The sequence below is a fragment of the Hypericibacter sp. genome, from assembly GCF_050729195.1.
Classification (GTDB): domain Bacteria; phylum Pseudomonadota; class Alphaproteobacteria; order Dongiales; family Dongiaceae; genus Hypericibacter.
On the sequence record NZ_JBOHKS010000019.1, the window covers coordinates 1 to 22,933 of the forward strand.

Here is a 22,933-nt window from a genome sequence, read left to right on the forward strand (position 1 = left end):
GGCGGCAAGGCCGACGAGATCCGGACCTCGATCTCGGCCATCACCAATTGGGAATTGTCGGTGCGCGGCTCGAATGTCGGCACGCGCCTCGACCTGAACGAGGCGGTGGCCTTCGCCACCAACGGCCTGGTCCGGGCCAAGATCGAGAAGCAGCCGCTCAAGGCCGTGAACTCGATCTTCGAGCGGATGCGCCGCGGCAAGATCGTCGGCCGCGTGGTGCTCGATATCGGGTGATTCTGACGGTCGCACGGTCGCCGCGCTTGAAGTCGTGTCCCTTCCCCCCTTTGCGGGGGAAGGTCAGAAAGAGGGATGACGCGATTTCAATTACCGAGTAGCCCCCTCCCTCACCCTCCCCCGTTCCGGGAGAGGGGAACGACGTGGTTACGCGCCGTGCTGTGTCGGCGGGATCGGCGGTGAGGCGGCGACCGCGACCTTGAGCCAGTCGATCAGCCGCTCGACCTCCGGTCCCGGCATGCCGCGGCCCGGGAGGAGCAGGTGGTAGCCCCGCGCCGAGCTGCAGGATTTGTCGGCGCATTGCACGAGCTGGCCGGCTGAGATGACCTGCTCCACCAGCGGGCGCCAGCCCAGCGCGATGCCCTGGCCGGCGATCGCGGCCTGGACCGCCAGGGTGTAGTTGTTGAAGGAGAGGCCGGGCTGCTCGGGACGATAGGGCAGGCCCGCCGCGGCGAACCAGCTCTCCCATTTGAACCAGGGCTCGCTCGCGCCCTTGACCGGTCCCGGCATCTCGAGATGCAGGAGCGGCAGGCGCTGCAGCTCCTCCAGCGTGAAGCGCTTGCCGTTCTTCAGCAGCGAAGGCGCGCAGACCGGAAAGGCATATTCCGCCACCAGCAGCTGCGCGCGGGTGCCGAACCAGGCGCCATCGCCGAAGAGCATGCCGAGATCGGCGCCGATCTCGTTGATGTTCTGGGTCCATTGCGAGGTGATGATCCGCAGCTCGACCGTGGGCAGCAGCGCCTTGATCTCGGAGAGGCGCGGCACCAGCCAGAGCCCCGCCAGCGCCACGTCGGCGGCGATGGTGACCACGCGCTGCGCCGTGGTGCCCCGGATCTCGCGCACCGCCTCGGCGATGCCGGTGAGACCCCGCTGGACCGCCACGAAGAGGACAGCCCCGGCCTCGGTCAAGGCGATGCCCCGATGATCGCGCCGGAAGAGGGGCCGGCCCAGATGCTGTTCCAGCCGCCGGATCTGGTGGCTCACGGCCGGCTGGGTCAGACCCAGCGTGTCGGCGGCCTTGGTGAAGCTCCCCAGCCGGGCCGCCATCTCGAAGGTGACCAGGCCGCGCAGGGGTGGCAGGCGCCCACTGCTTTCGCCATTAGTTTCATTCATGACCCTATCATCGCCGCGGAGGCTCCCGCGTCAAGTGTTCGGCGCGCTAGACTGCTGTTCTGGCGCTTCCAGGCGGCTTCGGGCCATAAATCAGTTTGATGGCCAAGGACGGCCGGGAAAGGCCCCTGTCCGGAGCGAATCCCATGGCGAAACGCAAGCCCAACATCCTGTTCCTGCAGGCCGACCAGATGGCGGCAAGCTTCCTGCCGGCCTATGGCCACAAGCTGGTCAGGGCGCCGAACATTTCCAGGCTCGCCGATCGCGGGGTGCTGTTCGAGAATTTCTACACCAACAGCCCGCTCTGCGCGCCCTCGCGCTTCGGCATGATGGCGGGCGCCCTGCCGTCGCGGATCGGCGCCTATGACAATGCGGCCGACTTCGCCGCCGACATCCCGACCTTCGCGCATTATCTGCGCCGCGCCGGCTACCGGACGGCACTCTCGGGCAAGATGCATTTCTGCGGACCCGACCAGCTCCACGGCTTCGAGGAGCGGCTCACCACCGACATCTATCCGGCCGATTATGGCTGGTTCCCGGATTGGGAGGATTTCGAGACCCGGCCCTCCTGGTATCACAACATGCTCTCCGTGATTCAAGCCGGCCCTTGCCTGCGCTCCAACCAGCTCGATTTCGACGAAGAGACCGTCTATGCGGCACGCCGCTATATCCATGATGCGGCGCGCGGGACCGACGAGCGACCCTTCTGCCTCGTGGTCTCGATGACCCATCCGCACGATCCCTATGCGATCCTGCCGGAGCATTGGAACCGCTATCGCGACGAGGAGATCGATATGCCGGCCGTGCGCGCCGGCGACGTGCCCCTCGATCCGCATGCCAGGCGGTTGCGCCATGTCTCCGACATGGACCGTTACGAAATGACGGACGCGCATGTCCGGGCCGCGCGGCGCGCCTATTACGGCTCGATCGCCTTCATCGACGATCAGGTGGGAAGATTGCTGCAGGCGCTGGACGAGGTCGGGCTCGCGGAGGAAACGATCATCCTCATGACCGCCGATCATGGCGACATGCTGGGCGAGCGCGGCCTCTGGTACAAGATGAACTGGTATGAGAATGCCTGCCGCATTCCGCTGATCGTCGCGGGTGCCGGCGGTTTCCGGCCGCACCGCGTGCGTGAGGCAACCTCGCTCATCGACCTGCTGCCGACCTTGGCCGAGCTCGCTCATGACGGGCAACGCCCCGATTACGCCGCCCCCATCGACGGGAGGTCGCTGCTGCCGCATCTTTCCGGCACCGGCGGCCATGACGAGGTCATCGGCGAATATCTGGCCGAAGGCGCCATCGCGCCCCTGATGATGATCCGCCGGGGCAGCGAGAAGTTCGTGACAACCCCGTCCGATCCCGATCAGCTGTTCGATCTGGCCAGCGACCGCCAGGAGCGCCGCAATCTGGCGACGGACCCGGCATCGACGGATAAGGTCGCGGCCTATCGGGCCGAGGCCGCGAAGCGCTGGGATATGGCGCGCCTGCGCGAGGAGGTGGTGGCGAGCCAGCGGCGGCGGCGCATGATCGCGGCGGCGCTCATGACCGGCAAGCACACCTCATGGGATTTCCAGCCGATGCGCGACGCCTCGGTCAGCTATATGCGCAATCACCTGAAGCTGGACGATCTCGAATATCGCTCGCGCCTGCCTCATGTCGAGACGCCGCCGGAGCGAGGCTAGGCGCGTCAGCGTTCGCCCACGGGCTGGACGATGGCGGGCGTGGCGGGCAGCGCGTTCCGGCGCACCGCGATCACGCTGATGAGGACGCCGGTCAAGATGAGCATGCCGCCGAAGACCGCGTTCAGGCTCGGATGCTCGTCCACCACGAGCCAGGTCCAGAACGGGTTCAGGATCACGTCGAGCAGCGCGAACAAAGTGAGCTGGACGGCGGGAACCCAGCGCGCGGCGCGGGTATAGAGGACCAGCGGGAAAGCCAGCTGCACGAAACCCATCAGCGCGATCCAGGCCATGGTCTCGAGCGGCATGGCGAGGCCGCCATGGAAGATCGCGACCGCCAGGAACACGACGATGCCGCCGAAGCAGACGGCCGGGACCAGATCGACGTCGCGATAGCGGCGCAGCCAGACGGTCTGAGCCGCGAAGCAGAAGGCGACCACCAGCGAGAGCGCGTTGCCCAGCGCGCTGCCTTGCGTGAAGTCGGTGCCGAACACGACGAAGACGCCGGCGATCGCGAGCGCCGCCGCGAACCAGGTCGCGGGACCCGTGCGCTCGCCGATGACGATGCGCGCCAGGAGCGGCGCGAAGATCGGCGTCAGGTTGGAGAGGCAGGCGACATTGGCGGTACCGGCCAGGGTCAGCGACACGATATAGAGCGTGGAGCCGACGGCAAAGAAACCGGCGGAACCCAAGAGCGCCCAGCGATCGATGGCCCGGAAGCGCGCAACCGTGTTGCGGCCATAGATCGCCAGCAGGAACAGCAGCAAGCCCAGCGACATGGTGATCGCGCGCCCGGCCGTGATCTGCCAGACGTCGGCGTTCGGGATGACGCGGATGAAGAGGCCGGAAAGCGACCAGAACAGGGTCGCCGCCAGCACGGCCGCGACGCCCTTGGCGTAGTCGCGGCGATTGAACCCACTCGAACTCATAAAACCGTCTGATGCCCCCGACCCACTCAGGCGCGAGTCTAGCAGAACTCATGCCCGAACGGTTGAGCGCCATTGTCCCGAGACATCGGGCCAAGTCCGCATGGACGCTCGATCCGCAGCCCTGCTAGAACGGTCGGCGAAGCAGGGGGACGGGCATGGCAGGCGACGACATCTTTGCGGCCGGGTTCAAGGAAACGCCTTACTGGTGGGAGGCAGCCCCGCGACCCGAGCGGGCGCTTCAGGCCCTGCCGGCACAGGTCGATGTCGCCATCGTCGGCGCCGGCTTCACCGGTCTGGTCGCGGCGCTGACCCTGGCGCGGGCGGGGCGCAATGTCGCGGTCCTGGAGGCGCAGCGGCTGGGCGAGGGGGCGAGCTCGCGCAACGCCGGCTATGTCGGCCGCACTCTCAAGCACAGCTTCGGCTCGCTCATCGACTCCCGCGGGCTCGAGGGCGCGCTTGCGATCTATCGCGATGCGCGCACGGCCTATGATTTCGTCTATGAGCTGGTCGAGCGCGAGGGCATCCCATGCCATCTGCGGCGCAGCGGCCGTTTCATGGCCGCCTTGAGCCCGCGCCATTACGACGGCATGGCGCGCGAGCTCGCGATCAAGCAGCGTCATCTGGGCGACGAGTTCGCCATGGTGCCGAGGCCCGAGCAGCATCGCGAGACGGGCTCCGACCTGTTCCAGGGCGGCGCCATGATTCCGGAGATGGGCTCGATCCATCCGGGGCTCTATGTCAATGGCCTGATCGCGGCCGCCGAGCGCGCCGGTGCCGGGCTTTACGACCGCGCCGCCGTGACGAACATCGCGCGCGATGCCGGCGGCTTCACCGTGACGACGGCACGAGGAAGCGTGAAGGCGCGGGAGGTTGCGATCGCGACCAACGGCTATACCGGACGTGCCACGCCCTGGCTGCAGCGCCGGCTGATTCCCTTCAACGGCTTCATGGTCGCGACCGAGATTCTGCCGCGCGAGCTGCTGGATCGCGTGGCGCCCAGCAACCGCACCTATCACGACTGGAACAACAATCTCAGCTATTGGCGCCGGGCGCCGGACCAGGATCGCCTGCTGCTGGGCTGGCGCACCGGCAGTCCGACCCGCGATCTCAAGGCCAAGGCGCGCCGGCTCAAGGGTCGCATGGATCAGATCCTGCCCGACCTCAAGGACGCAAAGCTCGACCATGTCTGGACCGGGCAATGCGCCGCCACTTTCGACGCATGGCCCCATATCGGGAGCCATGACGGGATGCATTACGGCGCCGGCTACTGCTTCGCTGGCGTGCCGATGGGGAGCTGGTTCGGCTACAAGCTGGCGCAGCGCCTGCTGCGCGCCAACGATGCCCGCACCGCCTTCGATGCCGAGGGCTTCCCGACGAAGTTCTATTACCGCGGCTGGCCCTGGTTCCGGCCGCTGGCGGTGGCGAAATTCGATTGGGAGGACCGGCGCGGGCTCTGAAGCCATCCCGCGTGGATGTGCCATCGCCGCCTCAATCGCCACACGTCAATGATGAGAAAGCCCCATGAATCCGTTGATCGACGCCATGGCAGGGATTTTCACCGCCGCTGCCAAATTCGGCGGACCCTTGGCGCCGACGGCGAGCTTCGCCCTGGAGAATGTGAACTGGGCGGGCAAGCTGAATGAGCCTGCGCCCCGGAACCATCCCGTCGTCGATCAGCATCTCGAGGCGGCCTGCGCCAGCACGGGACAACAGGGCTCGGCGTCTCATCGGGCTTCTCAAGCGCTGAGTGCGGCCGTCGGCCGGATCAACTGGTCCGCATACCCGAAGGAGCGTTGGAGTGCGCCCGATCTGGCGGCCTTCATGCCGAACTTCGCGGCCACCGTCATCATCGGCGACGGCGGGCTGCTGCCCTCGGACAAGATCAGCGCGGGTTATAGCCTGCAAGGGCCCGACACCTGTTACCCGCCGCATGCTCACCTGGCGGAGGAGAGCTACTGGATCGTTGGCGGCGACGGCGACTGGAAGGTGGATATGAAACCCTGGTTCGCGGTGCGGCCGGGCGACACCGTCTATCACAAGTCATGCGCTCGCCATGCCATGCAGACCAACGAGCAGCCGCTGCTGTCGGTCTGGCTCTGGACCAGCCACCTGGCCTCCGAGGTGGTGTTTGTCAGGTCGGGCCCGTTCATTCCTCCATCGACCGTGTAGGTCCGACGCAGTCTTGCGACGATTTCGCGGCGGGAGGACCCAAGCGCGATGGCCGCTCAGCGCCGCGCGACATGCTCGGCCAGGCGATCGAAGGCGCCGTTCCAGCCTCGGCGATGCCCATCGCAATTTTCCCTCGTGTTGAAGACAGCCTGGCGGAAGGTCATCAGCGTCTTGCCGCCCTGATCGGCGAAGGTGATGGTGACGAGGGTTCCGGGTCCCTGGCTGCCATCTTCCTGGTCCCAGGCGAAGCTGTAGACCAGCCGCTCGTTCGGCACGATTTCGCGATAGACGCCGCCCTGCCAGAGCTCGCGGCTGCCGTCGAGGGCGCGCAGGCAGGTGCGCCATTTTCCGCCGGGCCGCAGATCGCCCTCGACATGAACCGCGGGGTAATCGCGCGGGCCCGCCCATTTCAGCACATGCTTCGGGTCGGTGAAGGCCTGATAGACGAGCTGGCGCGGCGCATCGAAGACGCGCGTGATGACGAGGACGCGATCGGCCGGCTCGGCGATCGCTTCAGCGCTTTTTCCTGCGGCCATTCTTGCTCTCCTTCATCTGCAGTTCGCTCAGGTAAGTTTCGAGCCGGTCGAAGCTGGCTTCCCAGAACGGCCGGTAGCCTTCGAGCCAGTCGACGGCGTCTTTCAGGGGACGGGCCTCGAGCTCGCTCGGCCGCCATTGCGCCTCGCGGCCGCGCAGGATCAGCCCGGCCCGTTCCAGCACCCTCAGATGCTTCGCGACCGCCGGGCCGCTCATCGGGAAAGGCTTGGCCAGCTCCGTCACCGTGGCCTTGCCCAGCGCGAGACGGGCCAGGATCGCGCGCCGCGTGGGGTCGGCGAGGGCCGCGAAGGTGAGGCTGAGGCGATCGGGTGTCATTTTTTATATAACCGTTTGGTTAGATAACTATTCGGTTTGATACAGAACGAAGCGGCGCCCGTCAAGGGCATTCGCCGTCCCGGCCAAGCCTCGTCGAACAAGGCCGCAGACCGTTTCAAACAGCGAGGCTTGACCCTGGGAGCCCGCTCGCGCAACCGTTGCGGGCATGGCGGCGGGGGACGGATCGACCGGGGAGGGGGCAGCGGGTGCGCTCGAGCGCATCGGCATTTCGGTCGAGCCCATGCCGGGCGGCGGAACGGAACGCTTCGCGGTCAAGGGGGACACTTATCCCCATCGCCAGGCCCTGCAGGATCTGGGCGGCCAATGGGACAAGCTCGCGCGTGTCTGGGTGTTCGAAATGGAGAATCCGACGGCGCGCCTGGTTGCCCTATTGCCGATCCCGGAAGGACCGCCGCCGGAGAAGCCGAACCGGCCGCATTACTGGGGACATCGCGAGCGCTTGCGCAAGCGCGCCAAGGAAGGCGGCTTCGGCGCCTTGCCCGATTATGAGCTGCTCGAGCTGCTGCTCTTCGCCACGATCGAGCGCAAGGACGTCAAGCCGCTGGCCAAGGCGCTGCTGGAGCGGTTCGGCAGTCTGGGCGGCGTGCTGGCGGCGCGGGAAGAGGAGCTCGCCGGCTTCGAGCTGGTGAAGCTCTCGACCATCGTCAATCTGCGCGCCATCGCCGAGACGGCAGCGCGGCTCGGTCGCGAGGAGCTCAAGGAACGCCCGATCCTCAACTCGATCGACAAGGTCGCCAAGCATTGCCGCACCCTCATCGGCAACAGCCCGATCGAGCAGTTCCGCGTGCTGTTCCTCGATCAGCGCCATGGCCTCATCGCCGACGAGCTGCAGCAGACCGGCACGGTCAACGAGGTCGCGGCCTATCCGCGCCAGATCCTGCAGCGGGCGCTCAATCTGGGCGCGGTCGGGCTGGTGCTCGTCCATAACCATCCCAGCGGCAACCTCAAGCCCTCGACCGGCGATATCGAGATCACCCGCGAGATCATGCGGGCGGCGGAACCGCTGGGCATCGCGCTGCATGATCACCTGATCGTCGGGCCCGGCGGCCATATCAGCCTGCGCCAGACAGGCAAGCTGCCGCGATGACGGCATGAGGCGCCGTTGGGCGTCTTCAGCGACCCCCGTCGACCCGCCAGGGAGTCAACCGGCTTTTGGCAAATGAACGTTGCCAGGCGGCTGCTGGGTATCCTCATCCGTCATCGACTTGACGATGGCGGCCGTGAGTTCGTCCGCCGGAAAGAGCATCTCGAGGGCAAGCTCCGATAGCGTTACGTCTGTCGGGGTGCCAAAGATCGTGGTGGTGCTCAAGAAGGACACTGTTCCCAGACGGGTGGCGATCTGGAGCGGCGTCGCATAGCGCTGCGGACCGTCGCTCGTCGCCGGCGCCACGCCGGCCGCGGCCGGATAGGCCATGACCTCCCTCAACAGGGTTTCTATCATCGGATCGGCTCTCGCCTCGGTTTGCTGCCGCAGGACGGTGATCGTGTGCGCGCGCCACTCGATGAAATTGAGGATCCGCGGCCCCATTCCGAGAGGATGCAGGGTCAGGCGAACGGCGTTGATTGGCGGGCGCAGGAGATCGGACGAGCAGCCCTCATAAAGCTGGGGCAGCGCGCTGTTCGACAGCACGACGTTCCAATGCCGGTCCAGCGCGAACGCCGGATAAGGCTTATGCGCCTGGAGGACCTGGTCGATCGCCAGCCGGGCCGAAGCCAACTCTGCAAGCGAGCGCTCCGGGAATGCCGGCGCAAAACCGGCGGCAAGTAGCAGCGAGTTCCGGTCTCGCAGCGAAACCTCGAGATGCTCGGCAAGGCGCAAGATCATCTCGCGGCTCGGCTGTGAGCGCCCCGTTTCCAGGCACGAGAGATGGCGCGTCGAGCTATCCGCGGCGAGGGCGAGCTCCACCTGGGTCATGCGCCGACTCACCCGCCATCGGCGCAGAAGCACTCCAAAGGGAAGCTGTTGCACGATCATAAGTGCAGCTTAGGGCGAACTGCGCCTCGGCACCATGACCTCCGAGGTCAAGTCATGCGCGTGGCGACGGTCGCTTTTTGACCTGCGGGGTCATCGATTCCGCCCGGACCCCGCGACATATTCCTCCTTGAAGGCAAAACGCCGTCTCGCTCACGAGCGGACGAAATCCACCTGGAGGGAGCATGTCATGGACGCGACGCAGGATATCGCAGAGCGGTATGTGGCGGTCTGGAACGAGACCGATCCCGAGCGGCGGCGGCGCCAGATCGCCGAACTTTGGACGCCCGCGGGCCAGCACTATGTCGATGTTCGCGAAGTCCGTGGATACGATGCGCTCGAAAATCGCATTACCGGCTCTCATGAGAAGAATGTTCGCGACGACGGTCATCGTTTCCGCGCCGCCAAGGACGCTCGCCGGCTGCGCGATGTCGTCACGTTTCATTGGGAGATGCTGCCGGCCGAGACCGAGACCGTCCTGGCCAGGGGGCTCGAGTTTCTGATCATGAGCGAGGACGGGCGGGTCCTGGCCGACTATCAGTTCTTTCCGGCTTAGTGCCGCAGCGTCCATCGTTTCGCCAGCACGCACCAACGAAAACCGTCAACGCCGCGGCATCGACCGGAAGAGCGCGGTCGATCGGCCACTTCTCAGCATGGAGCCGATTTGTGCCCGTCACCTATCTCATCAAATTCCAAGTTGTGCCGGAACGACGCGACCAATTCCTCGAGCTCCTGGAAGGCGTGCTCGATGCCATGCGCAGAGAGCCGACGTTCCATGAGGCGATCCTGCACCGGGATCCGGAATCCGAGCACCGCTTTATGCTTTGCGAGACATGGCAAAACCACGACGACGTCGTGAACGTACAGCTGCATCGGCCCTATCGCCGCGCATGGCATGAAGCGCTCCCCACCCTATTGGAGCAGGAGCGCGACATCACGATCTGGGAGCCCGTGCGCGCCGACCGCAAGCAGGTCTGACCGTTCGACGAAATCCGCTCGAGGGAACCGATCATGCCCGCGTTCACCACCGCCGTGGCATGACGCGCCCATGGCGCGTCAGTCGGCCGGCTGCGGCGCTACGTCAGGCCGCATGGCAGAAGCTTTTTCCTCGTGACGGGTGGCGGGGGAAACGGGTATGGGCCGTGTCTCGGCGAGCCGCTGGTACAGCGCGAGGAGTTCAGGGTGAAGACCATCACCGCGCGATGCTGCGATGGCATGCAGAGAGAGGAGCGGGAACATGTTCGGATGATCCTCGATTGTGACTGCAGCGATGGGGGTGATGACGCTCTCTTCCTCGATCGCCACCAACTCCCAGCCCGTTCCAATCTGGAGGCTCCCTTTGCCACGAACACTCCGCTTCTTGCCTTTAAAGCGGTCAGCGCTATTGGGATGACAACCCCACGCGCAGGAATGCCGGCAGCTTTCGCCGCCGGCTTCCTTTGGAACAGTCGATGTTCTTCGGGCTGAGGCGGATTACGCCACCTTCTCGAGCGCCTTCACCTGCGTGCCCTCCAGACCCAGCAGACGGGCCTTCGCTTCGAGACCGCCGGCGAAGCCGGTGAGGTGGCCGGACGATCCGATCACGCGGTGGCAGGGGGTCACGATGGAGATGGGATTTCTTCCGTTCGCCGCGCCGACCGCGCGCACGGCCTTGGGCTTGCCGATCTGCTTCGCGATCTGCGCATAGGAACGGGTCTCGCCGAACGGAATGGTGAGCAGCGCGTGCCAGACCTTCTTCTGGAACGCGGTCCCCGCGAAATCGAGCTTCAGGTCGAACGTCTTTCGCCGGCCGGCGAAATATTCCTTGAGCTGGCGCTCGGTCTCGCGAAGCACCGGATTCTTCTTGTCCTCGGCGACGATATTCAAACGCACGCGCCAGTCGTCCTCCCACATGATCGCCGCCAGGCCGTCGTTCGAGGCGACCAGCTTCAGCTCTCCCACCGGAGACTTCACCATTTTGTAGACATAGTCTTTCTGCGCACGGTTCTTCGTCATCGCTCTGCTCCTTCGACTTCCCCCGACTAGAGACCAAACCGGGAGGCGACGCATCCCGATTCTTGCGTCCGAATCCGACAGAAATCCCCTCTCCATATTCCGGGAGAGGGGATGACGGGAATGGCAGGCGGGACGGGGAAGCGCGGAGCGCTTGGATCGGCCCTACATGTTGAAATAGGGATCCAGCACGCGCACCTCTGTGATGCGGTCCACGGGGAGGCCGTTGCGCTCCGCGACCTTGCGGATGGCTTCGGGCGAGGGGCCGTCATAGATGCAGAAGGTCTTCTTCTTGTCGGTCGTCACATAGGAGTGGATCCAGGTGACGCCCTGCTGGGCATTGTTGGCGACGACGGTCGTCACCGCTTCGCGGCCCTGCTGGTTGGGCGCGAGGCCCAGGCCGTCGGGGAAATTGCGTTCGATGAGGTAACGGGGCATGGGACGTCTCTCCTTGTTGCGGCGGTGAACCCTTGATGACACGGCCAAGCTAGGCCGCGCGGGTTCCCGCTCGCATCGGGAAGACCTCCCTATTTTGCGGCCGTCACCTCCCTATTTTGCGGCAGCAGGTTCTGCTCGCGGGCGACCCGGGCGGCTTCGCCGCGGGTGCAGGCGCCGATCTTGGCCAGCACCGCTGACACATGGTGATCGACGGTCTTGGGCGAGATATGGAGTTGCGTGCCGATGCGTCCGTTGCTGAGGCCGTCGGCGAGGCAGCCCAGGATCTGCATCTCGCGCGCGGTCAGCCCGAACGGATTGCGCCGCGTGCTGGCGCGGGGACCGCGCGGGATGCAGCGCAGACCCTCGCCGCGCATCTGCTGGCGCAACGCGGCGGACGCCGGTGCGGCACCGAGCCGATCGAAGATCTCGAGGGCCGTCAGCTGGGCCTCTTCATCGCCGTCGGCGAGCGCGCGGGCCCGCTCATAGGGGCAGCCCAAACGCTGCCACGCCGCTGCGGCCCGCTGCCAATCTCCCTTGATCTGGAACAGGAAGGGCGCAGCGCTCCATTTCGGCGCGGCAATGGGATCGCCCGCCCGCCAGCGCCAGAAGGAGAACTCGCCGGCATGCCAGCGGTGACGATGGCCGATGGCGAGGTCATAGGCGGCCCGCGCCTCCACGACGACGCGCTCGCGCTCGCCGGCAAGCCAGGCGGCTTCGGCGCGCGCAGCCCGCACCGGCGCCAGGCGCTGCAGCGTGTCCGTCTGCAAGGCCAGATCGAGCGCTTCGTCGAGTGCCGCCGCAGCGCCGGGATCGCCGCGTCTGACGCGCACGCGGCCCAATGCCACCAGCGCCATGATCCGGCTGACGGCGGCGACACGCGGCAGCTCGACCACGGCGCTCGCATGGTCGCTGGCCTCGCTCCAGCGCCCCTGATAGAGCCGGGTCAGGGCGAGCCAGGCGCGCATGTAATGGCCGGCATGATCCAGATCGCAATCGCCGGTATAGTCGAGGCCCTCCGCGAGATGCTTTTCCGCCTCGGCAAACTGGTACTGCTCGCCATAAGACGAACCGAGATTGAGATAGGCGAGCCCGACCAGCGAATCCAGATTGGCCTGCCGGGCGAGGACAAGGCTCCGGTCGAGATGGGGGCGGCCTTCCTCGTCCCCCGTCACCAGCATCGCCGATCCGACGACGAGCTCGGCGGCGGCGATGGTGGCATCGTCCTGGAAGCGCGTGGCGAGCTCGATCGCCTTCCGGCCGAAGCGGACGGCCACCTGACGGTCGCGATCGAGCATCCGCAAATGGGCCTGGATCCGATAAGCGCCGGCCAGTTGGCGCGTCGGCGCCAGGGATTCCAGCAGTTCGATCGCGCGACGGCCCGCTTCCTCGGCGGCCGCGTTCCGGCCGCTGCGGACCAGAGGCCAGGCGAGAGCCGCGAGGGCCTCGCCTTCCTTGAGACGATTGCCCGCCTGCCGCCAGAGCTCGACCGCCTCGCCCAGCGCGCGGCTGGCCTCGGCCAAATCGTCGACGATGGCGCTTTCCTCGGCATAGGCCTCGAACAGCGGGGCCCGGTCGGCGGGCGGCAGGGCCTCGGCGGAAGCGAGGACACGGCGATATTGCGCGGCGGCCACGCGATGGGCGCCGACCGAAGCGGCGGCCCGGGCAGCGGCCGCACCGAACCGGATGACGGCATCGCCGTCCCCGGCACCCTCCGCGAAATGCGCCAGCAGCGCCAGATCGCCGCGCCCGGCGCCGGCGCTCCGCAATCGGTCGAGCGCGATCCGGTTCAGCTCCCGGAGGCGCCGGGAGTCGAGATCCGACAGAATCGCGTCCCGCACCAGCGCATGGCGGAAGGCCACGCCGTTTTCCGCCGCCTCGAGCATGCCGAGCTTCATGCATTCGGCCAGCCCCTCGGCCTCGGCGCCGAGGATCTTGTCCATGACGCCATGCTCGATCCGGCCGCCGATCACGGCCGCGGCCTCGAGCGCATGCCGGCCGGCGGGCCCCAATCTTGCGGCGCGCGCCAGTACCGCGTCACGAACGGTCTTGGGGATTCCGCGGCCCGCATTCGCCAACACTTCGGTGACGAAAAAGGGATTGCCGGAGGTTTGCCCATGCAGCGAGGCGGGATCGATCGGCCGGTCCGCGATCAGGGTGCGAACCGCCTCGACCGTCAGGCGCGGCAGCTCGATGCGGACGACCGTGCGCAGTATCGCCAGATCGCCCAGCAGCACGCGCAAGGGGTGCCGGGTCCCGAGCTCGTCATCGCGATAGGTCAAGATGAAGAGCACCTTGGCTTGCGCGATGCGCCGGCTCAGAAATACGATCAGATCGAACGTCGCCTCATCGGCCCAGTGAATGTCTTCGATGACGAGGAGAACGGGTTTGGTCGAGCCGCGGAGCTGATCCAGCATGGTCGCGAAGACGGTCCCATGCGAGGTGTCGCTCTCGAGCTGCGACAGCAACCGTCCTTCCGACTGGCGCGCGATGTCGTAGAGCGGACCCAGTGGCGCCGGGGTGAAGAGCGCATCGCAATTGCCCTTGAGGACCTGCATGCCCCGACCGCGGGTCGCGAGGAAGCGGTCGACGAAGGAGGTCTTGCCGATGCCGGCCTCGCCGCTGACGAGCGCGATGCGACCGCGCCCCGCGACCGCGTCATCCAGGGCGCCGGCGAGCAATTGCAGATCGTCTTCGCGTTCGAGCAAATCCATGGGTATTCCAGGCCGATCTCGGGGAGGCCGCCAGTTTACAAGCGCTCGCCCCGGCAGGCCCGCAAATTCGCGTGAGGTCATCCTGGCCCCGCAAAATCATGGACATGCGCACCGGTCGGGCGCTCAATGAACCTCGGATTTGAAGGGAGCGGTGGCGCCATGGCCGCCTTTCGTCCCTCCAGCGATCCCCGAAAACCAGAAACCGCATGGGCAAGCGCTCCGCGCCGACAGGATTGGCGCTTGCCGATAGCCGCAGAGAAGGAAGGGACGATCGATGGATCACGCCAGGGCGCCGGCAGCCACCTCTATCGGGAGCTTGCCGCTGAAGGTCTTCGGGGGACTGGTTCCAGACGCAATCCAGTGGCGGTCATTCCCGGCCTTCCCCGAGACCGTCCGTCTGGCTGTCCTGGTCGGAGACACCAGCAAGCCCGGCCCCTATGTCGTTCGGGTGAGAGTACCCGCGGGGGTGAGGCTGCTGCCGCATTCGCATCCCGAGGATCGGATTTATACCGTCATGTCAGGAATGTTCTATATCGGGCTCGGCGATCATTTCGACAGTGAGAAGCTGAAACCTTATCCGCCGGGGAGCGTTGTCGTGCTGCCGGGGAATACCGCCCATTTTCATTATGCGAAGTCCGGCGAGTACATCACCCAGGTCACGGCAGAGGGTCCCCTCGGCCTCCACTATGTGGATGCGGCCGACGATCCGCGGAAGCGGGACGCTGCCGGAAATCGGGGCAAGATTTAATGGCCGATCCCGTGCCGGAAGCTCCCAACCGGCTTGCCTTGAGGCTCACGCCCGCCAATGATGAACCCCTTCGTCGCCAGGAGAGAAGCATGGCCAAAGTCACCTACAAGATCGTTCAACATGACGGCGGTTGGGCCTATCAGGTCGACGGCGTGTTCTCGGAGACCTTCGAATCGCATGATGTCGCCCGCCGGGCCGCAGAGCGTGCGGCTCGGGAGCAGATCGTTGCCGGCAACACGACGGGCATCTCCTACGAGGACAAGGAGGGCCACTGGCACGAAGAACTGTCGAAGGGCGACGACCGGCCAGAGACCGATGTGAAGGGCTGACAGGCTCCGCATCTTTCCGCCGCCGGACTATTTTCCGCCCGCGCCCTCACCGCTTTCCGAATCATTCGGCATTGCCGGCCCGCAAGCTATAGTGCCGGCGCGGTCCAATTCGGCCGCGATTCGGCAGGGACTCTTGGAAAGAAAACGTCATGCGGATCCTGGTGGCGATCCCCCATTACTACAAGCCGAGCCACGGGTTCTACGGCTCGCACCGGCCCGATCCGCAGCCCCGCATCGACGCGCTGGTGCAAGCCATGGCGGCGCTGCATCAGAATTTCGGACCCCGCCAGGGATTGCTCGATCCGCCGCGGCGCTGCCTCTATGAGACCAACGCCGCCAACAGCGCCCGGCTCGACATCGTGCTCTGCACCACCGGCAGCGACCATCTGATCCCGGCCCTGCCGCGCAATCTCTTCCGCCAGCACGAGACCTCGGCTCAGCCGATGCTGCTGGGCTATGAGGCCCATGCCGTCCTGCGTGACGGTATCGGGAAGTATGACTGGTATGGCTATATGGAAGACGATCTGCTGGTGCCGGATCCGATGTTCTTCCACAAGCTGGCCTGGTTCCATTCGCTGGGCGGCGATCGTGCGGTGCTGCAGCCCAATCGCTACGAGGTCTCGATCGACGACCGCATCCACAAGCTCTATATCGATGCCAACCTGGCGAAGCCGGAGTTGAGCCAGCCTTACCAGGACATCACCAAGCGGCCGCGGATCGAAGGCAAGGTCTTCAACCAGCGCATCAGCTTCCAGCGCGTCAACAATCCGCATGCCGGCTGTTTCTTCCTGAACGACACGCAGATGCGCAAATTCGCGGCCCAGGATTATTTCCTCGATCGTTCCGACGCCTTCGCCGGTGCCCTCGAAAGCGCCGCCTCGCTCGGCGTCATGCGCTGCTTCGAAACCTACAAGCCGTCACGCGAGAACGCGGACTTCCTCGAGGTCGGTCATATCCATCGCCGCTATATCGGGCGCTATGTGATCTTCGAGGAAGGGGCGCCCTGGCGCTTCAAGGTGGTGCGGCCGGCCGGCTGACCCCGGGGTCGCCCAAGCCATTCGATCAGTCGCAGCAGAAGGGGCGGCCTTCGCCATCCTCGAGCGCATCCTTGAGCGAGGCCCGCGGCTGCGGCGAGGCCGGTCCTGCCGCGGGTGGCACCAGATCGAGCGGGCCGGGTGCTCCGAACGGCGCTTCCTTGAAGCGGCCATCGGCATGCCAGCAGCAGGCGCCATGCATCGGCACCTCGCCGAAGATGAGCCCTTCCGGCGCGGCCACCCGGTCGATCCGCACCGTCCGGCGATCGCGGGTTTGAAGCAGGCTGCCGGCGGCGGCCGCGGCCATAAAGTCGTAAGTCTCGGTCATGACCGGTCCCAGGGACGGGTGAGATACGGGGCGCAAAGTTTAATGCCCGGGGCGTCGAACGGCAATTGACCGCCCTGGCAACCGCTTCTTAGGCTTTGGTCGCCAAAACAGCAGGGACGCGAGACGGGCTCGCGGGTTCGAACGCGAAGGGGGAAATTGGTCATGGCGACGGTCATTCTGCATGGTCCCGACTACAGCACGCAGGTCCGCACGATCCGGCTCTGCCTGGTGGAGAAAGGCGTCGATTATCAGCTCGAGCCCGTCGATCTGTTCCGCGGCGGCAACCGCACGCCGGGTTATCTCAAGCTGCAGCCTTTCGGCATGGTGCCGGTGCTGGTGCATGACGGCTTCGCGCTCTACGAGACGAGCGCCGTCGCGCGTTATGTGGACGAGGCTTTCAAGGGACCGAAGCTCCAGCCCTCGGACAAGAAGCAGGCGGCGCGGATGAACCAGATCCTCTCGGTCGTCGAGGCGCATGGCTACGAGCCGATCGTGACCGAGATCGTGATGCCGCGCGCCAAACAGGCGCTGCTGCGCCAGCCGGTCGATGCCGACGAGATCCAGAAGGCGCTCCCGCGGGCGCAATATTGCCTGATGATGATCGAGGGGCTGATGGGCGAGGGCGGATTCCTGGTCGGCGGTTCCCTGAGCCTCGCCGATCTCTATCTGGCGCCGATCATCGGCTATTTCGCGCAGACGCCGGAGGGCAAGCGCATGCTGCCTAAACTGACGCGGCTTACAAGTTGGTGGCAGGACATCGCGGCGCGGCCCTCGATGGTCGAGACCGAGCCGCATCCGGTCTGAGCCGAAGGTCGGCGACGGCTATCCGGCCGTCGCCGCGACCCGGCGCTGCGATATCAAGCGCAGCGCCAGCAGGAACACCAGCACCGCCGCGCAGGCCGCGGAACCGATCACCACGCCGCCGGCCGCCTGGACATTGGCCGGGGTGATGCCGTTGGCGAGCCCCGCCAGATTGGCGAGCAGGCCGGCGCTGGCCGAGCCGAAGGCGATGCCCAGCATGCGCACGGTCGGGATGGTCGAGGCGGTGCGTGCCTCTTCACCCGTCAAGGCACCGGCCATCGTGGCCGCGGTCAGATGCAGGCTCGAGCCGCCGATGCCTAATCCGGTGATCGCCATGCAGGCGCCGATCGCAATCGGATGCAGCCAGGGCAGCCCGATCGCCACCACGGCGAGTGCCACCGCCGCAAAGGCCGGTCCCCAGACCAGGGCCACGATTTCGGCGCGACCCTTCCAGCTGGCAGTGCCCACCGAGGCGACGGTCCAGCTGACGGCGAGGATGGCGGTGAAATAGCCGGCGGCGAGCGGTCCCACCCCATGCACCACCTGCAACACCAGCGGCAGGAACAGACCCGCCGCGCTGTGCGTGATCGACATCAGGAAGAACATCGCGAAGGCGACGCCGACGCGATGATTGAGCGAGATCGCGCGCGAGGGAAACAGCGGGATCTCGGCTTCCGCGTCGAGCTTGAAGGTCAGATAGACCATGAAGACGGAGACCAGGAGCAGCACCAGCTCCAACGGCAGCGAGCCGGTGGTGCCGCCGATGCCGACCGCGAGCACGCCGCCACCCAGCAGCAGCAGGCGGCGGAAGGGCAGTCGCGGCACGGTGTGGGCGCGCTCCGAGGGCGGCAGCATGCGCCAGGCGAGAATGACGAAGACGGCGATCAGCGGCAGTGTCGCGACGAAGGCCCCGCGCCACCAGCCGAACTCGCCGAAGAGGCCGCCCAGCAAGGGCCCCAGCAACGCGGCCACACCCCAGACACCGGAAACGGTGGCGAGTGCCCGCGTGCGCACGCTCTCGTCGAAGAGCTCGCGGATCAGCCCCATCGATTGCGCGACGATCAAGCCGCCGCCAAGCCCCTGCACGAAGCGCGCGGCGAGCAACCCCGCCATCGACGGCGCCGCCGCGGCACCGATGGTGCCGACCAGGAAGATGAGGCCGGCGAGCGTGTAGCCGTTGCGCGCGCCGACCGCGGCGCGCAGCGTGTTGCCGCTGGCCGCCCCCATGATCGACGCGATCATGTAGAGCATGGTGGCCCAGGCATAGAACGCGACGCCGCCCAGATCGCGCACGACCGCCGGCATGACGGTCGAGATGACGAAGACGTCGATCGCGTGCAGTCCGATTCCGAGATTGAGCGCGACGACATAGATGCCGCGACCGTCGCGGAACAGCGCCGTCCAAGGTGAGGATTTTGCCGACATGATTTCCGGTCAGATGGGGGTCCGGTCAGGGGTCTGACCGGTTGGTCAAAGATTAACGCGCGCCGCGTTGCAGGTCGATGTTTGCCATCGCTTTTCCCGAGGGACGGCGCCCGAGCCCGCTTCCCAACATTAACTGCCGCGGCCAATAACGTCTGTGTTCATGAAACAATGGCGGAAATCAGCCATTTTTAGGGCTGAAACCATGAACCAGAATTAACCCCGGAGAAATCGGCCCGTCAGGCGGACCGCTTTATTTGTTGGGGAACGCCATCCGCCCCCAGGCCAACCGGCCCCCGGACGGCAGTCCCCCACAGGAGGTCCCCAGGATGTCTACCAACCTTATCCGCTTCGTCCGAGCGCGCGTGAAGGCGCCGGCCCTGCGGAGCGCAGTGCTGGCGGCCGGCATTGCGGCGCTTGCGCTGCAATCGGGCGTCGCCCGCGCCGATTCGCCAGCAAGCTTCGCCGATCTCGCCGCGAAGGTGACACCCGCCGTCGTGAATATCGCGGCGGTCGAGGATGTCACCGACCAGAGCGGCGGCATGCCGGAGGAGATGCCCTTCCATTTCCCCCCGGGCTCGCCCTTCGAGGAGTTCTTCAAGCATTTCCGCAATGGTCAGCAGGAGCAGGACCATAACGGCAACAAGCACAAGGCGACGGCGCTGGGCTCCGGCTTCATCGTCGATCCGGCCGGCTACATCGTCACCAACAACCATGTGATCGACGGCGCCACGGACATCAAAGTGACGACCGCCGACGGCCTGCAGCTTCAGGCGAAGCTGATCGGCACCGACGAGAAGACCGATCTGGCGCTTCTCAAGGTCGAAAGCAAAACCCCGCTGCCCTTCGTCTCGTTCGGCGACTCCGACCAGACCCGCGTCGGTGATTGGGTCCTCGCGGTCGGCAATCCGTTCGGCCTCGGCGGCACGGTGACGACCGGCATCATCTCGGCACGTGGCCGTGATATCCGCTCGGGTCCGTTCGACGACTTCCTGCAGATCGACGCGTCGATCAACCAGGGCAACTCCGGCGGCCCGACCTTCAACATGAACGGCCAGGTGGTGGGCATCAACGCCGCCATCGCCACCCCGAATGGCGGCAGTGTCGGTATCGGCTTCGCGATCCCGTCGAACCTCGCCAAGCCCGTCATTGCCGAGCTCAAGGAGCATGGCAAGGTCGAGCGCGGCTGGCTCGGCGTCCGCATCCAGGAAGTGACCCCGGAACTCGCCCAGGCGATGGGTCTCGATGAGCCCAAGGGCGCGCTGGTCGCCGCCGTCGACAGCAAAGGGCCTGCCAATGGCAAGCTCCAGGCTGGCGATGTGGTGCTGAGCTTCAACGGCCAGGCGATCGACAAGATGCGGGACCTGCCGCGTCTGGTCGCGGCTGCCGCTGCCGACAGCACCGCGAAGGTCGAAGTCCTGCGCAACCATGAGCATCAGACCGTCGACGTCACGATCGGCCATCTGCCGACCGAGGCGCGGGTGGCTGCTGCGGATGCGCCGGCCGACGCCAAGACGGCCCCGGGTGCCGCCGAGAAGCTGCTCGGGCTTCGTCTGGTCGCTCTCGACCACGATGCCCGCGCGCAGTTCGAAATTCCCGACTCGGTTGATGGTGCCCTGATCGCCGATGTCGATCAGGACGGCAAGGCGGCGGAGCAGGGCCTGCGGCCCGGCGACGTCATCGAACGGGTTGCCGACAGCAGCATCAAGAATCCGGCCGATGTGGACCGGCTCGTCGAGCAGGCCCGCAAAGACCAGAAGAAGTCCGTTCTCATGCTGATCAGCCGCCAGGGCGACGATCTGTTCCTGGCACTCGACTTGTCCGACGCATAAACGAGGTCAAAATGACGGTTCCTGGCTCGAAGCCGGATCCGATGGAAACTGCGGACCGGGGCGATATCGCCCCGGTCCGTGGCGTTTCCACCGCCTCCGATCCAAAAGCGCCCCTGGCATCCGATCCGGCGGCGCCCGCTCCCACCCCTCCCTACCCCACCCCTTCCGGAGCCTTGGCCCGGTTGATAGACTCACAGCTGACCATGCGAATTCTCCTCGTCGAGGACGATCAGGCTGCTGCCGCCTATGTCTCGAAAGCGTTGTCGGAAAGCGGGCATGTGGTGGACCACGCCGCGACCGGACGCGACGGTCTCTATCTGGCCACCAGCGGGGACTATGACGCGGTCGTTCTCGACCGCATGCTGCCCGGCCTCGATGGGCTTTCGGTCCTACAGGCGATGCGGGCGGCCGATGTCGAAACCCCGGTTCTGATCCTGAGCGCGCTCGACAAGGTCGATGACCGGGTCAAGGGCCTCAAGGCCGGCGGCGACGACTATCTGACCAAGCCTTTCGCCTTCTCCGAGCTTCTGGCCCGGCTCGAGGCGCTGGGACGGCGGCGCAAGGCTTCGACGGCCGAAACGCTCCTCAAGGTGGCGGATCTGGAGATGGATCTGCTCAAGCGGTCGGTCAAACGGGCCGGTCGGGAGATCGATCTGCAGCCCCGCGAGTTCAAGCTGCTGGAATGCCTGATGCGCCATGCCGACCAGGTGGTCACGCGCACTATGTTGCTCGAGAGCGTCTGGGACTATCATTTCGACCCGCAGACCAACGTCATCGATGTGCATGTGAGCCGTTTGCGACAGAAAATTGACAAGGGGTTCGACCGGCCGCTGCTGCACACGGTGCGGGGCGCGGGATATTCACTGCGTGCCACTTCCTAGGTTCCTCGCCACCAGTACCTTCCGGCTGGCGCTGACCTACGCGGCGCTGTTCAGCGTTTCGGCGATCTCGCTGGCCGGGGTGACGTTCTGGACCATGGAGTTCATGCTCGCGCGCGAACGGCGCGAGACGGTTCTGGCCGAAGCCAACCTGCTGGCGGAGCAGTTCCGCCGGTTCGGGCCGGGGGGCCTGAGCCTTGTCATCGCCGAGCGCGTGCGGCCAGACCGCGTCGGCGACGGCATCTATCTGCTGGCGGGCCCCACCTTCACCCCGCTCGCCGGCAATCTCACCGACTGGCCGCCGACCGGGGAGCATGAGGGGCCCTGGCTGGATTTCACCATCGAACGCAACGTGGCGGGCCTGCGCAAGGTGCTGGGTGCCCGCGCCATCCACGTGCTCCTGCCGGACAATTATCACCTGCTGGTCGGGCAGGATATGAGCACCGAGGCCCGGCTGCGCTCGGCGCTGATCAATGCCAGCCTCTGGGGCATCGCCGTCACCGTCGGGCTCGGTCTCGCGGTCGGCTTCATCGCCAGCCGCAATTTCCTCGGCCGCATCGAGGCGATCAACCGATCGACCGACCGCATCCGGGCGGGCGAGGTCGAGCATCGCATGGCGGTCTCGGGCAGCGGCGACGAGTTCGACCGGCTGTCGCAGAACCTCAATGCCATGCTGGACGATATCCAGCGGCTTCTGGCCGGCATCCGCACGGTCACCGACAATATCGCGCACGATTTGCGCACACCCTTGTCGCGGCTCAAGAACGGGCTCGAGCTGGCGCTGGCCGACGCCTCCGAGGACGAGCGCCGGCAGGCGATCGAACGGGCGATCGGCGAATCGGATCAGCTCCTGCGCACCTTTTCGGCACTGCTGGCGATCGCCGACGCCGAAGCCGGCGCGTCGCGCATCGAGCGCCAGCCGGTGGAGCTGGGCGCGCTCGCGCGCGACGTGGTCGAGCTTTATGAGCCCGTGGGCGACGAGCGCGGCGTGAGCCTCTCCTTGACGGTCGAGGAACCGGCGACGGTCGAGGGCGACCGGCAGCTGCTGTTCCAGGTGCTGGCCAATCTGCTCGACAATGCGATCAAATACGGCGCCGATGGCGGCCGGGTCGATATCGGCGTCAGCCGCGTCGACGGCAAGCCCGAGATCGTCGTCGCCGACCGCGGCGCCGGCATTCCGGAAAAGGATCGGGAGCGCGTGCTCGAGCGCTTCGTGCGGCTCGACGAGAGCCGGACCACACCCGGCATCGGGCTGGGGCTGCCGCTGGTCAAGGCGATCGCCCATCTCCACAACGCCGAGCTCGAGCTCGGCGACAATACGCCGGGATTGCTGGTCCGGGTCCGCTTCCCGATGGTGATCGACGAAGGCAAGGGCGAGCCCCGCCGCCTCGTCGCACGCTGACGACCGATCGGGACAACGCCGGAAAGACCGC

24 protein-coding genes and 1 pseudogene are annotated in these 22,933 nt (G+C 66.2%); 14 read left to right on the plus strand and 11 right to left on the minus strand.

The genetic code is table 11. The annotated features are described in order from the left end of the window. Nucleotides 1-234, plus strand: a pseudogene (locus ACREE8_RS01140) (hypothetical protein); the annotation flags it as partial. Nucleotides 235-381: 147 nt separating this feature from the next. Here ACREE8_RS01140 and ACREE8_RS01145 read toward each other — a convergent pair. Then, on the minus strand, nt 382-1,347 hold the full coding sequence (locus tag ACREE8_RS01145) for a LysR substrate-binding domain-containing protein (protein ID WP_431571136.1): 966 nt from the start codon (nt 1,345-1,347) through the stop codon (nt 382-384). Between the two features lie 143 nt (nt 1,348-1,490). Between ACREE8_RS01145 and betC the strand changes: the two genes are divergently transcribed. Then, nucleotides 1,491-3,029: a choline-sulfatase gene (gene betC / locus ACREE8_RS01150; protein ID WP_431571137.1), complete on the plus strand. Its 1,539-nt coding sequence runs from the start codon at nt 1,491-1,493 to the stop codon at nt 3,027-3,029. A gap of 5 nt (nt 3,030-3,034) precedes the next feature. On the opposite strand, the gene ACREE8_RS01155 is transcribed toward betC, so the two are convergent. After that, a complete protein-coding gene (locus ACREE8_RS01155; RefSeq protein ID WP_431571138.1) occupies nt 3,035-3,955 on the minus strand; it encodes a DMT family transporter in 921 nt (306 codons plus the stop codon). A gap of 155 nt (nt 3,956-4,110) precedes the next feature. Here ACREE8_RS01155 and ACREE8_RS01160 point away from each other — a divergent pair, with 155 nt between their 5' ends. Together ACREE8_RS01160 and ACREE8_RS01165 are read left to right on the plus strand one after the other, a co-directional pair. Continuing rightward, nucleotides 4,111-5,412 carry an NAD(P)/FAD-dependent oxidoreductase gene (locus tag ACREE8_RS01160; protein WP_431571139.1) on the plus strand — a complete coding sequence of 434 codons (1,302 nt, stop codon included), beginning with the start codon at nt 4,111-4,113 and terminating at the stop codon, nt 5,410-5,412. Nucleotides 5,413-5,476: 64 nt separating this feature from the next. Continuing rightward, nucleotides 5,477-6,124 (plus strand): dimethylsulfonioproprionate lyase family protein, encoded by a 648-nt coding sequence (locus tag ACREE8_RS01165; protein WP_431571140.1) that lies wholly within the window; start codon nt 5,477-5,479, stop codon nt 6,122-6,124. Nucleotides 6,125-6,180: 56 nt separating this feature from the next. Here ACREE8_RS01165 and ACREE8_RS01170 read toward each other — a convergent pair whose 3' ends face one another. Together ACREE8_RS01170 and ACREE8_RS01175 are read right to left on the minus strand one after the other, a co-directional pair. Next, nucleotides 6,181-6,660, minus strand: coding sequence for an SRPBCC family protein (locus ACREE8_RS01170; RefSeq protein WP_431571141.1), 480 nt, complete (start codon nt 6,658-6,660; stop codon nt 6,181-6,183). Further along, entirely contained in the window at nt 6,638-6,994 is a 357-nt protein-coding gene (locus ACREE8_RS01175; RefSeq protein ID WP_431571142.1) for an ArsR/SmtB family transcription factor, read from the minus strand. The genes ACREE8_RS01170 and ACREE8_RS01175 overlap by 23 nt, the downstream gene beginning before the upstream one ends. 166 nt (nt 6,995-7,160) lie before the next feature. Here ACREE8_RS01175 and radC point away from each other — a divergent pair, with 166 nt between their 5' ends. Beyond that, on the plus strand, nt 7,161-8,102 hold the full coding sequence (gene radC / locus ACREE8_RS01180; RefSeq protein ID WP_431571143.1) for a RadC family protein: 942 nt from the start codon (nt 7,161-7,163) through the stop codon (nt 8,100-8,102). A gap of 54 nt (nt 8,103-8,156) precedes the next feature. Here the strand turns inward: radC and ACREE8_RS01185 are convergent, their stop codons facing one another. Further along, nucleotides 8,157-8,990, minus strand: coding sequence for a helix-turn-helix domain-containing protein (locus ACREE8_RS01185; protein ID WP_431571144.1), 834 nt, complete (start codon nt 8,988-8,990; stop codon nt 8,157-8,159). A gap of 187 nt (nt 8,991-9,177) precedes the next feature. Here ACREE8_RS01185 and ACREE8_RS01190 point away from each other — a divergent pair, with 187 nt between their 5' ends. Then, nucleotides 9,178-9,543, plus strand: a complete 366-nt coding sequence (locus ACREE8_RS01190; protein WP_431571145.1) for a hypothetical protein — start codon at nt 9,178-9,180, stop codon at nt 9,541-9,543. Between the two features lie 110 nt (nt 9,544-9,653). Next, nucleotides 9,654-9,965 (plus strand): putative quinol monooxygenase, encoded by a 312-nt coding sequence (locus ACREE8_RS01195; protein ID WP_431571146.1) that lies wholly within the window; start codon nt 9,654-9,656, stop codon nt 9,963-9,965. Between the two features lie 78 nt (nt 9,966-10,043). On the opposite strand, the gene ACREE8_RS01200 is transcribed toward ACREE8_RS01195, so the two are convergent. From ACREE8_RS01200 to ACREE8_RS01215, 4 genes are all read right to left on the minus strand, one after another. Then, nucleotides 10,044-10,292, minus strand: coding sequence for a hypothetical protein (locus ACREE8_RS01200; protein WP_431571147.1), 249 nt, complete (start codon nt 10,290-10,292; stop codon nt 10,044-10,046). Nucleotides 10,293-10,460: 168 nt separating this feature from the next. Then, nucleotides 10,461-10,982 (minus strand): methylated-DNA--[protein]-cysteine S-methyltransferase, encoded by a 522-nt coding sequence (locus tag ACREE8_RS01205; protein ID WP_431571148.1) that lies wholly within the window; start codon nt 10,980-10,982, stop codon nt 10,461-10,463. 162 nt (nt 10,983-11,144) lie between these two features. Beyond that, the gene (locus ACREE8_RS01210; RefSeq protein ID WP_431571149.1) at nt 11,145-11,417 is read right to left on the minus strand and encodes a DUF4242 domain-containing protein; all 273 of its coding nucleotides are present in this window, start codon (nt 11,415-11,417) and stop codon (nt 11,145-11,147) included. 89 nt (nt 11,418-11,506) lie between these two features. Beyond that, complete coding sequence (locus ACREE8_RS01215) at nt 11,507-14,128, minus strand: ATP-binding protein (protein WP_431571150.1); 2,622 nt, start codon at nt 14,126-14,128, stop codon at nt 11,507-11,509. Nucleotides 14,129-14,402: 274 nt separating this feature from the next. Here ACREE8_RS01215 and ACREE8_RS01220 point away from each other — a divergent pair, with 274 nt between their 5' ends. The 3 genes from ACREE8_RS01220 to ACREE8_RS01230 all read left to right on the plus strand — a co-directional run bounded on the left by ACREE8_RS01220 (nt 14,403) and on the right by ACREE8_RS01230 (nt 16,242). Next, complete coding sequence (locus tag ACREE8_RS01220) at nt 14,403-14,876, plus strand: cupin domain-containing protein (RefSeq protein ID WP_431571151.1); 474 nt, start codon at nt 14,403-14,405, stop codon at nt 14,874-14,876. A gap of 89 nt (nt 14,877-14,965) precedes the next feature. Next, the gene (locus ACREE8_RS01225) at nt 14,966-15,205 is read left to right on the plus strand and encodes a hypothetical protein (RefSeq protein ID WP_431571152.1); all 240 of its coding nucleotides are present in this window, start codon (nt 14,966-14,968) and stop codon (nt 15,203-15,205) included. A 149-nt stretch (nt 15,206-15,354) separates the two neighbouring features. Then, on the plus strand, nt 15,355-16,242 hold the full coding sequence (locus ACREE8_RS01230; RefSeq protein WP_431571153.1) for a hypothetical protein: 888 nt from the start codon (nt 15,355-15,357) through the stop codon (nt 16,240-16,242). A gap of 25 nt (nt 16,243-16,267) precedes the next feature. Here ACREE8_RS01230 and ACREE8_RS01235 read toward each other — a convergent pair whose 3' ends face one another. Then, the gene (locus tag ACREE8_RS01235) at nt 16,268-16,567 is read right to left on the minus strand and encodes a hypothetical protein (RefSeq protein ID WP_431571154.1); all 300 of its coding nucleotides are present in this window, start codon (nt 16,565-16,567) and stop codon (nt 16,268-16,270) included. A 162-nt stretch (nt 16,568-16,729) separates the two neighbouring features. On the opposite strand from ACREE8_RS01235, the gene ACREE8_RS01240 reads away from it, so the two are divergent. Continuing rightward, nucleotides 16,730-17,371, plus strand: coding sequence for a glutathione S-transferase family protein (locus tag ACREE8_RS01240; RefSeq protein WP_431571155.1), 642 nt, complete (start codon nt 16,730-16,732; stop codon nt 17,369-17,371). Between the two features lie 18 nt (nt 17,372-17,389). Here the strand turns inward: ACREE8_RS01240 and ACREE8_RS01245 are convergent, their stop codons facing one another. Beyond that, entirely contained in the window at nt 17,390-18,793 is a 1,404-nt protein-coding gene (locus ACREE8_RS01245) for an MFS transporter (RefSeq protein WP_431571156.1), read from the minus strand. Nucleotides 18,794-19,119: 326 nt separating this feature from the next. Here ACREE8_RS01245 and ACREE8_RS01250 point away from each other — a divergent pair, with 326 nt between their 5' ends. The 3 genes from ACREE8_RS01250 (at nt 19,120) to ACREE8_RS01260 (ending at nt 22,902) form a co-directional block, all read left to right on the plus strand. Next, complete coding sequence (locus ACREE8_RS01250; RefSeq protein ID WP_431571157.1) at nt 19,120-20,622, plus strand: DegQ family serine endoprotease; 1,503 nt, start codon at nt 19,120-19,122, stop codon at nt 20,620-20,622. Between the two features lie 203 nt (nt 20,623-20,825). Continuing rightward, on the plus strand, nt 20,826-21,503 hold the full coding sequence (locus ACREE8_RS01255; RefSeq protein ID WP_431571158.1) for a winged helix-turn-helix domain-containing protein: 678 nt from the start codon (nt 20,826-20,828) through the stop codon (nt 21,501-21,503). After that, entirely contained in the window at nt 21,490-22,902 is a 1,413-nt protein-coding gene (locus tag ACREE8_RS01260) for a sensor histidine kinase (protein ID WP_431571159.1), read from the plus strand. Before ACREE8_RS01255 ends, ACREE8_RS01260 begins: the two co-directional genes overlap by 14 nt. The last annotated feature ends 31 nt before the right edge of the window (nt 22,903-22,933 follow it).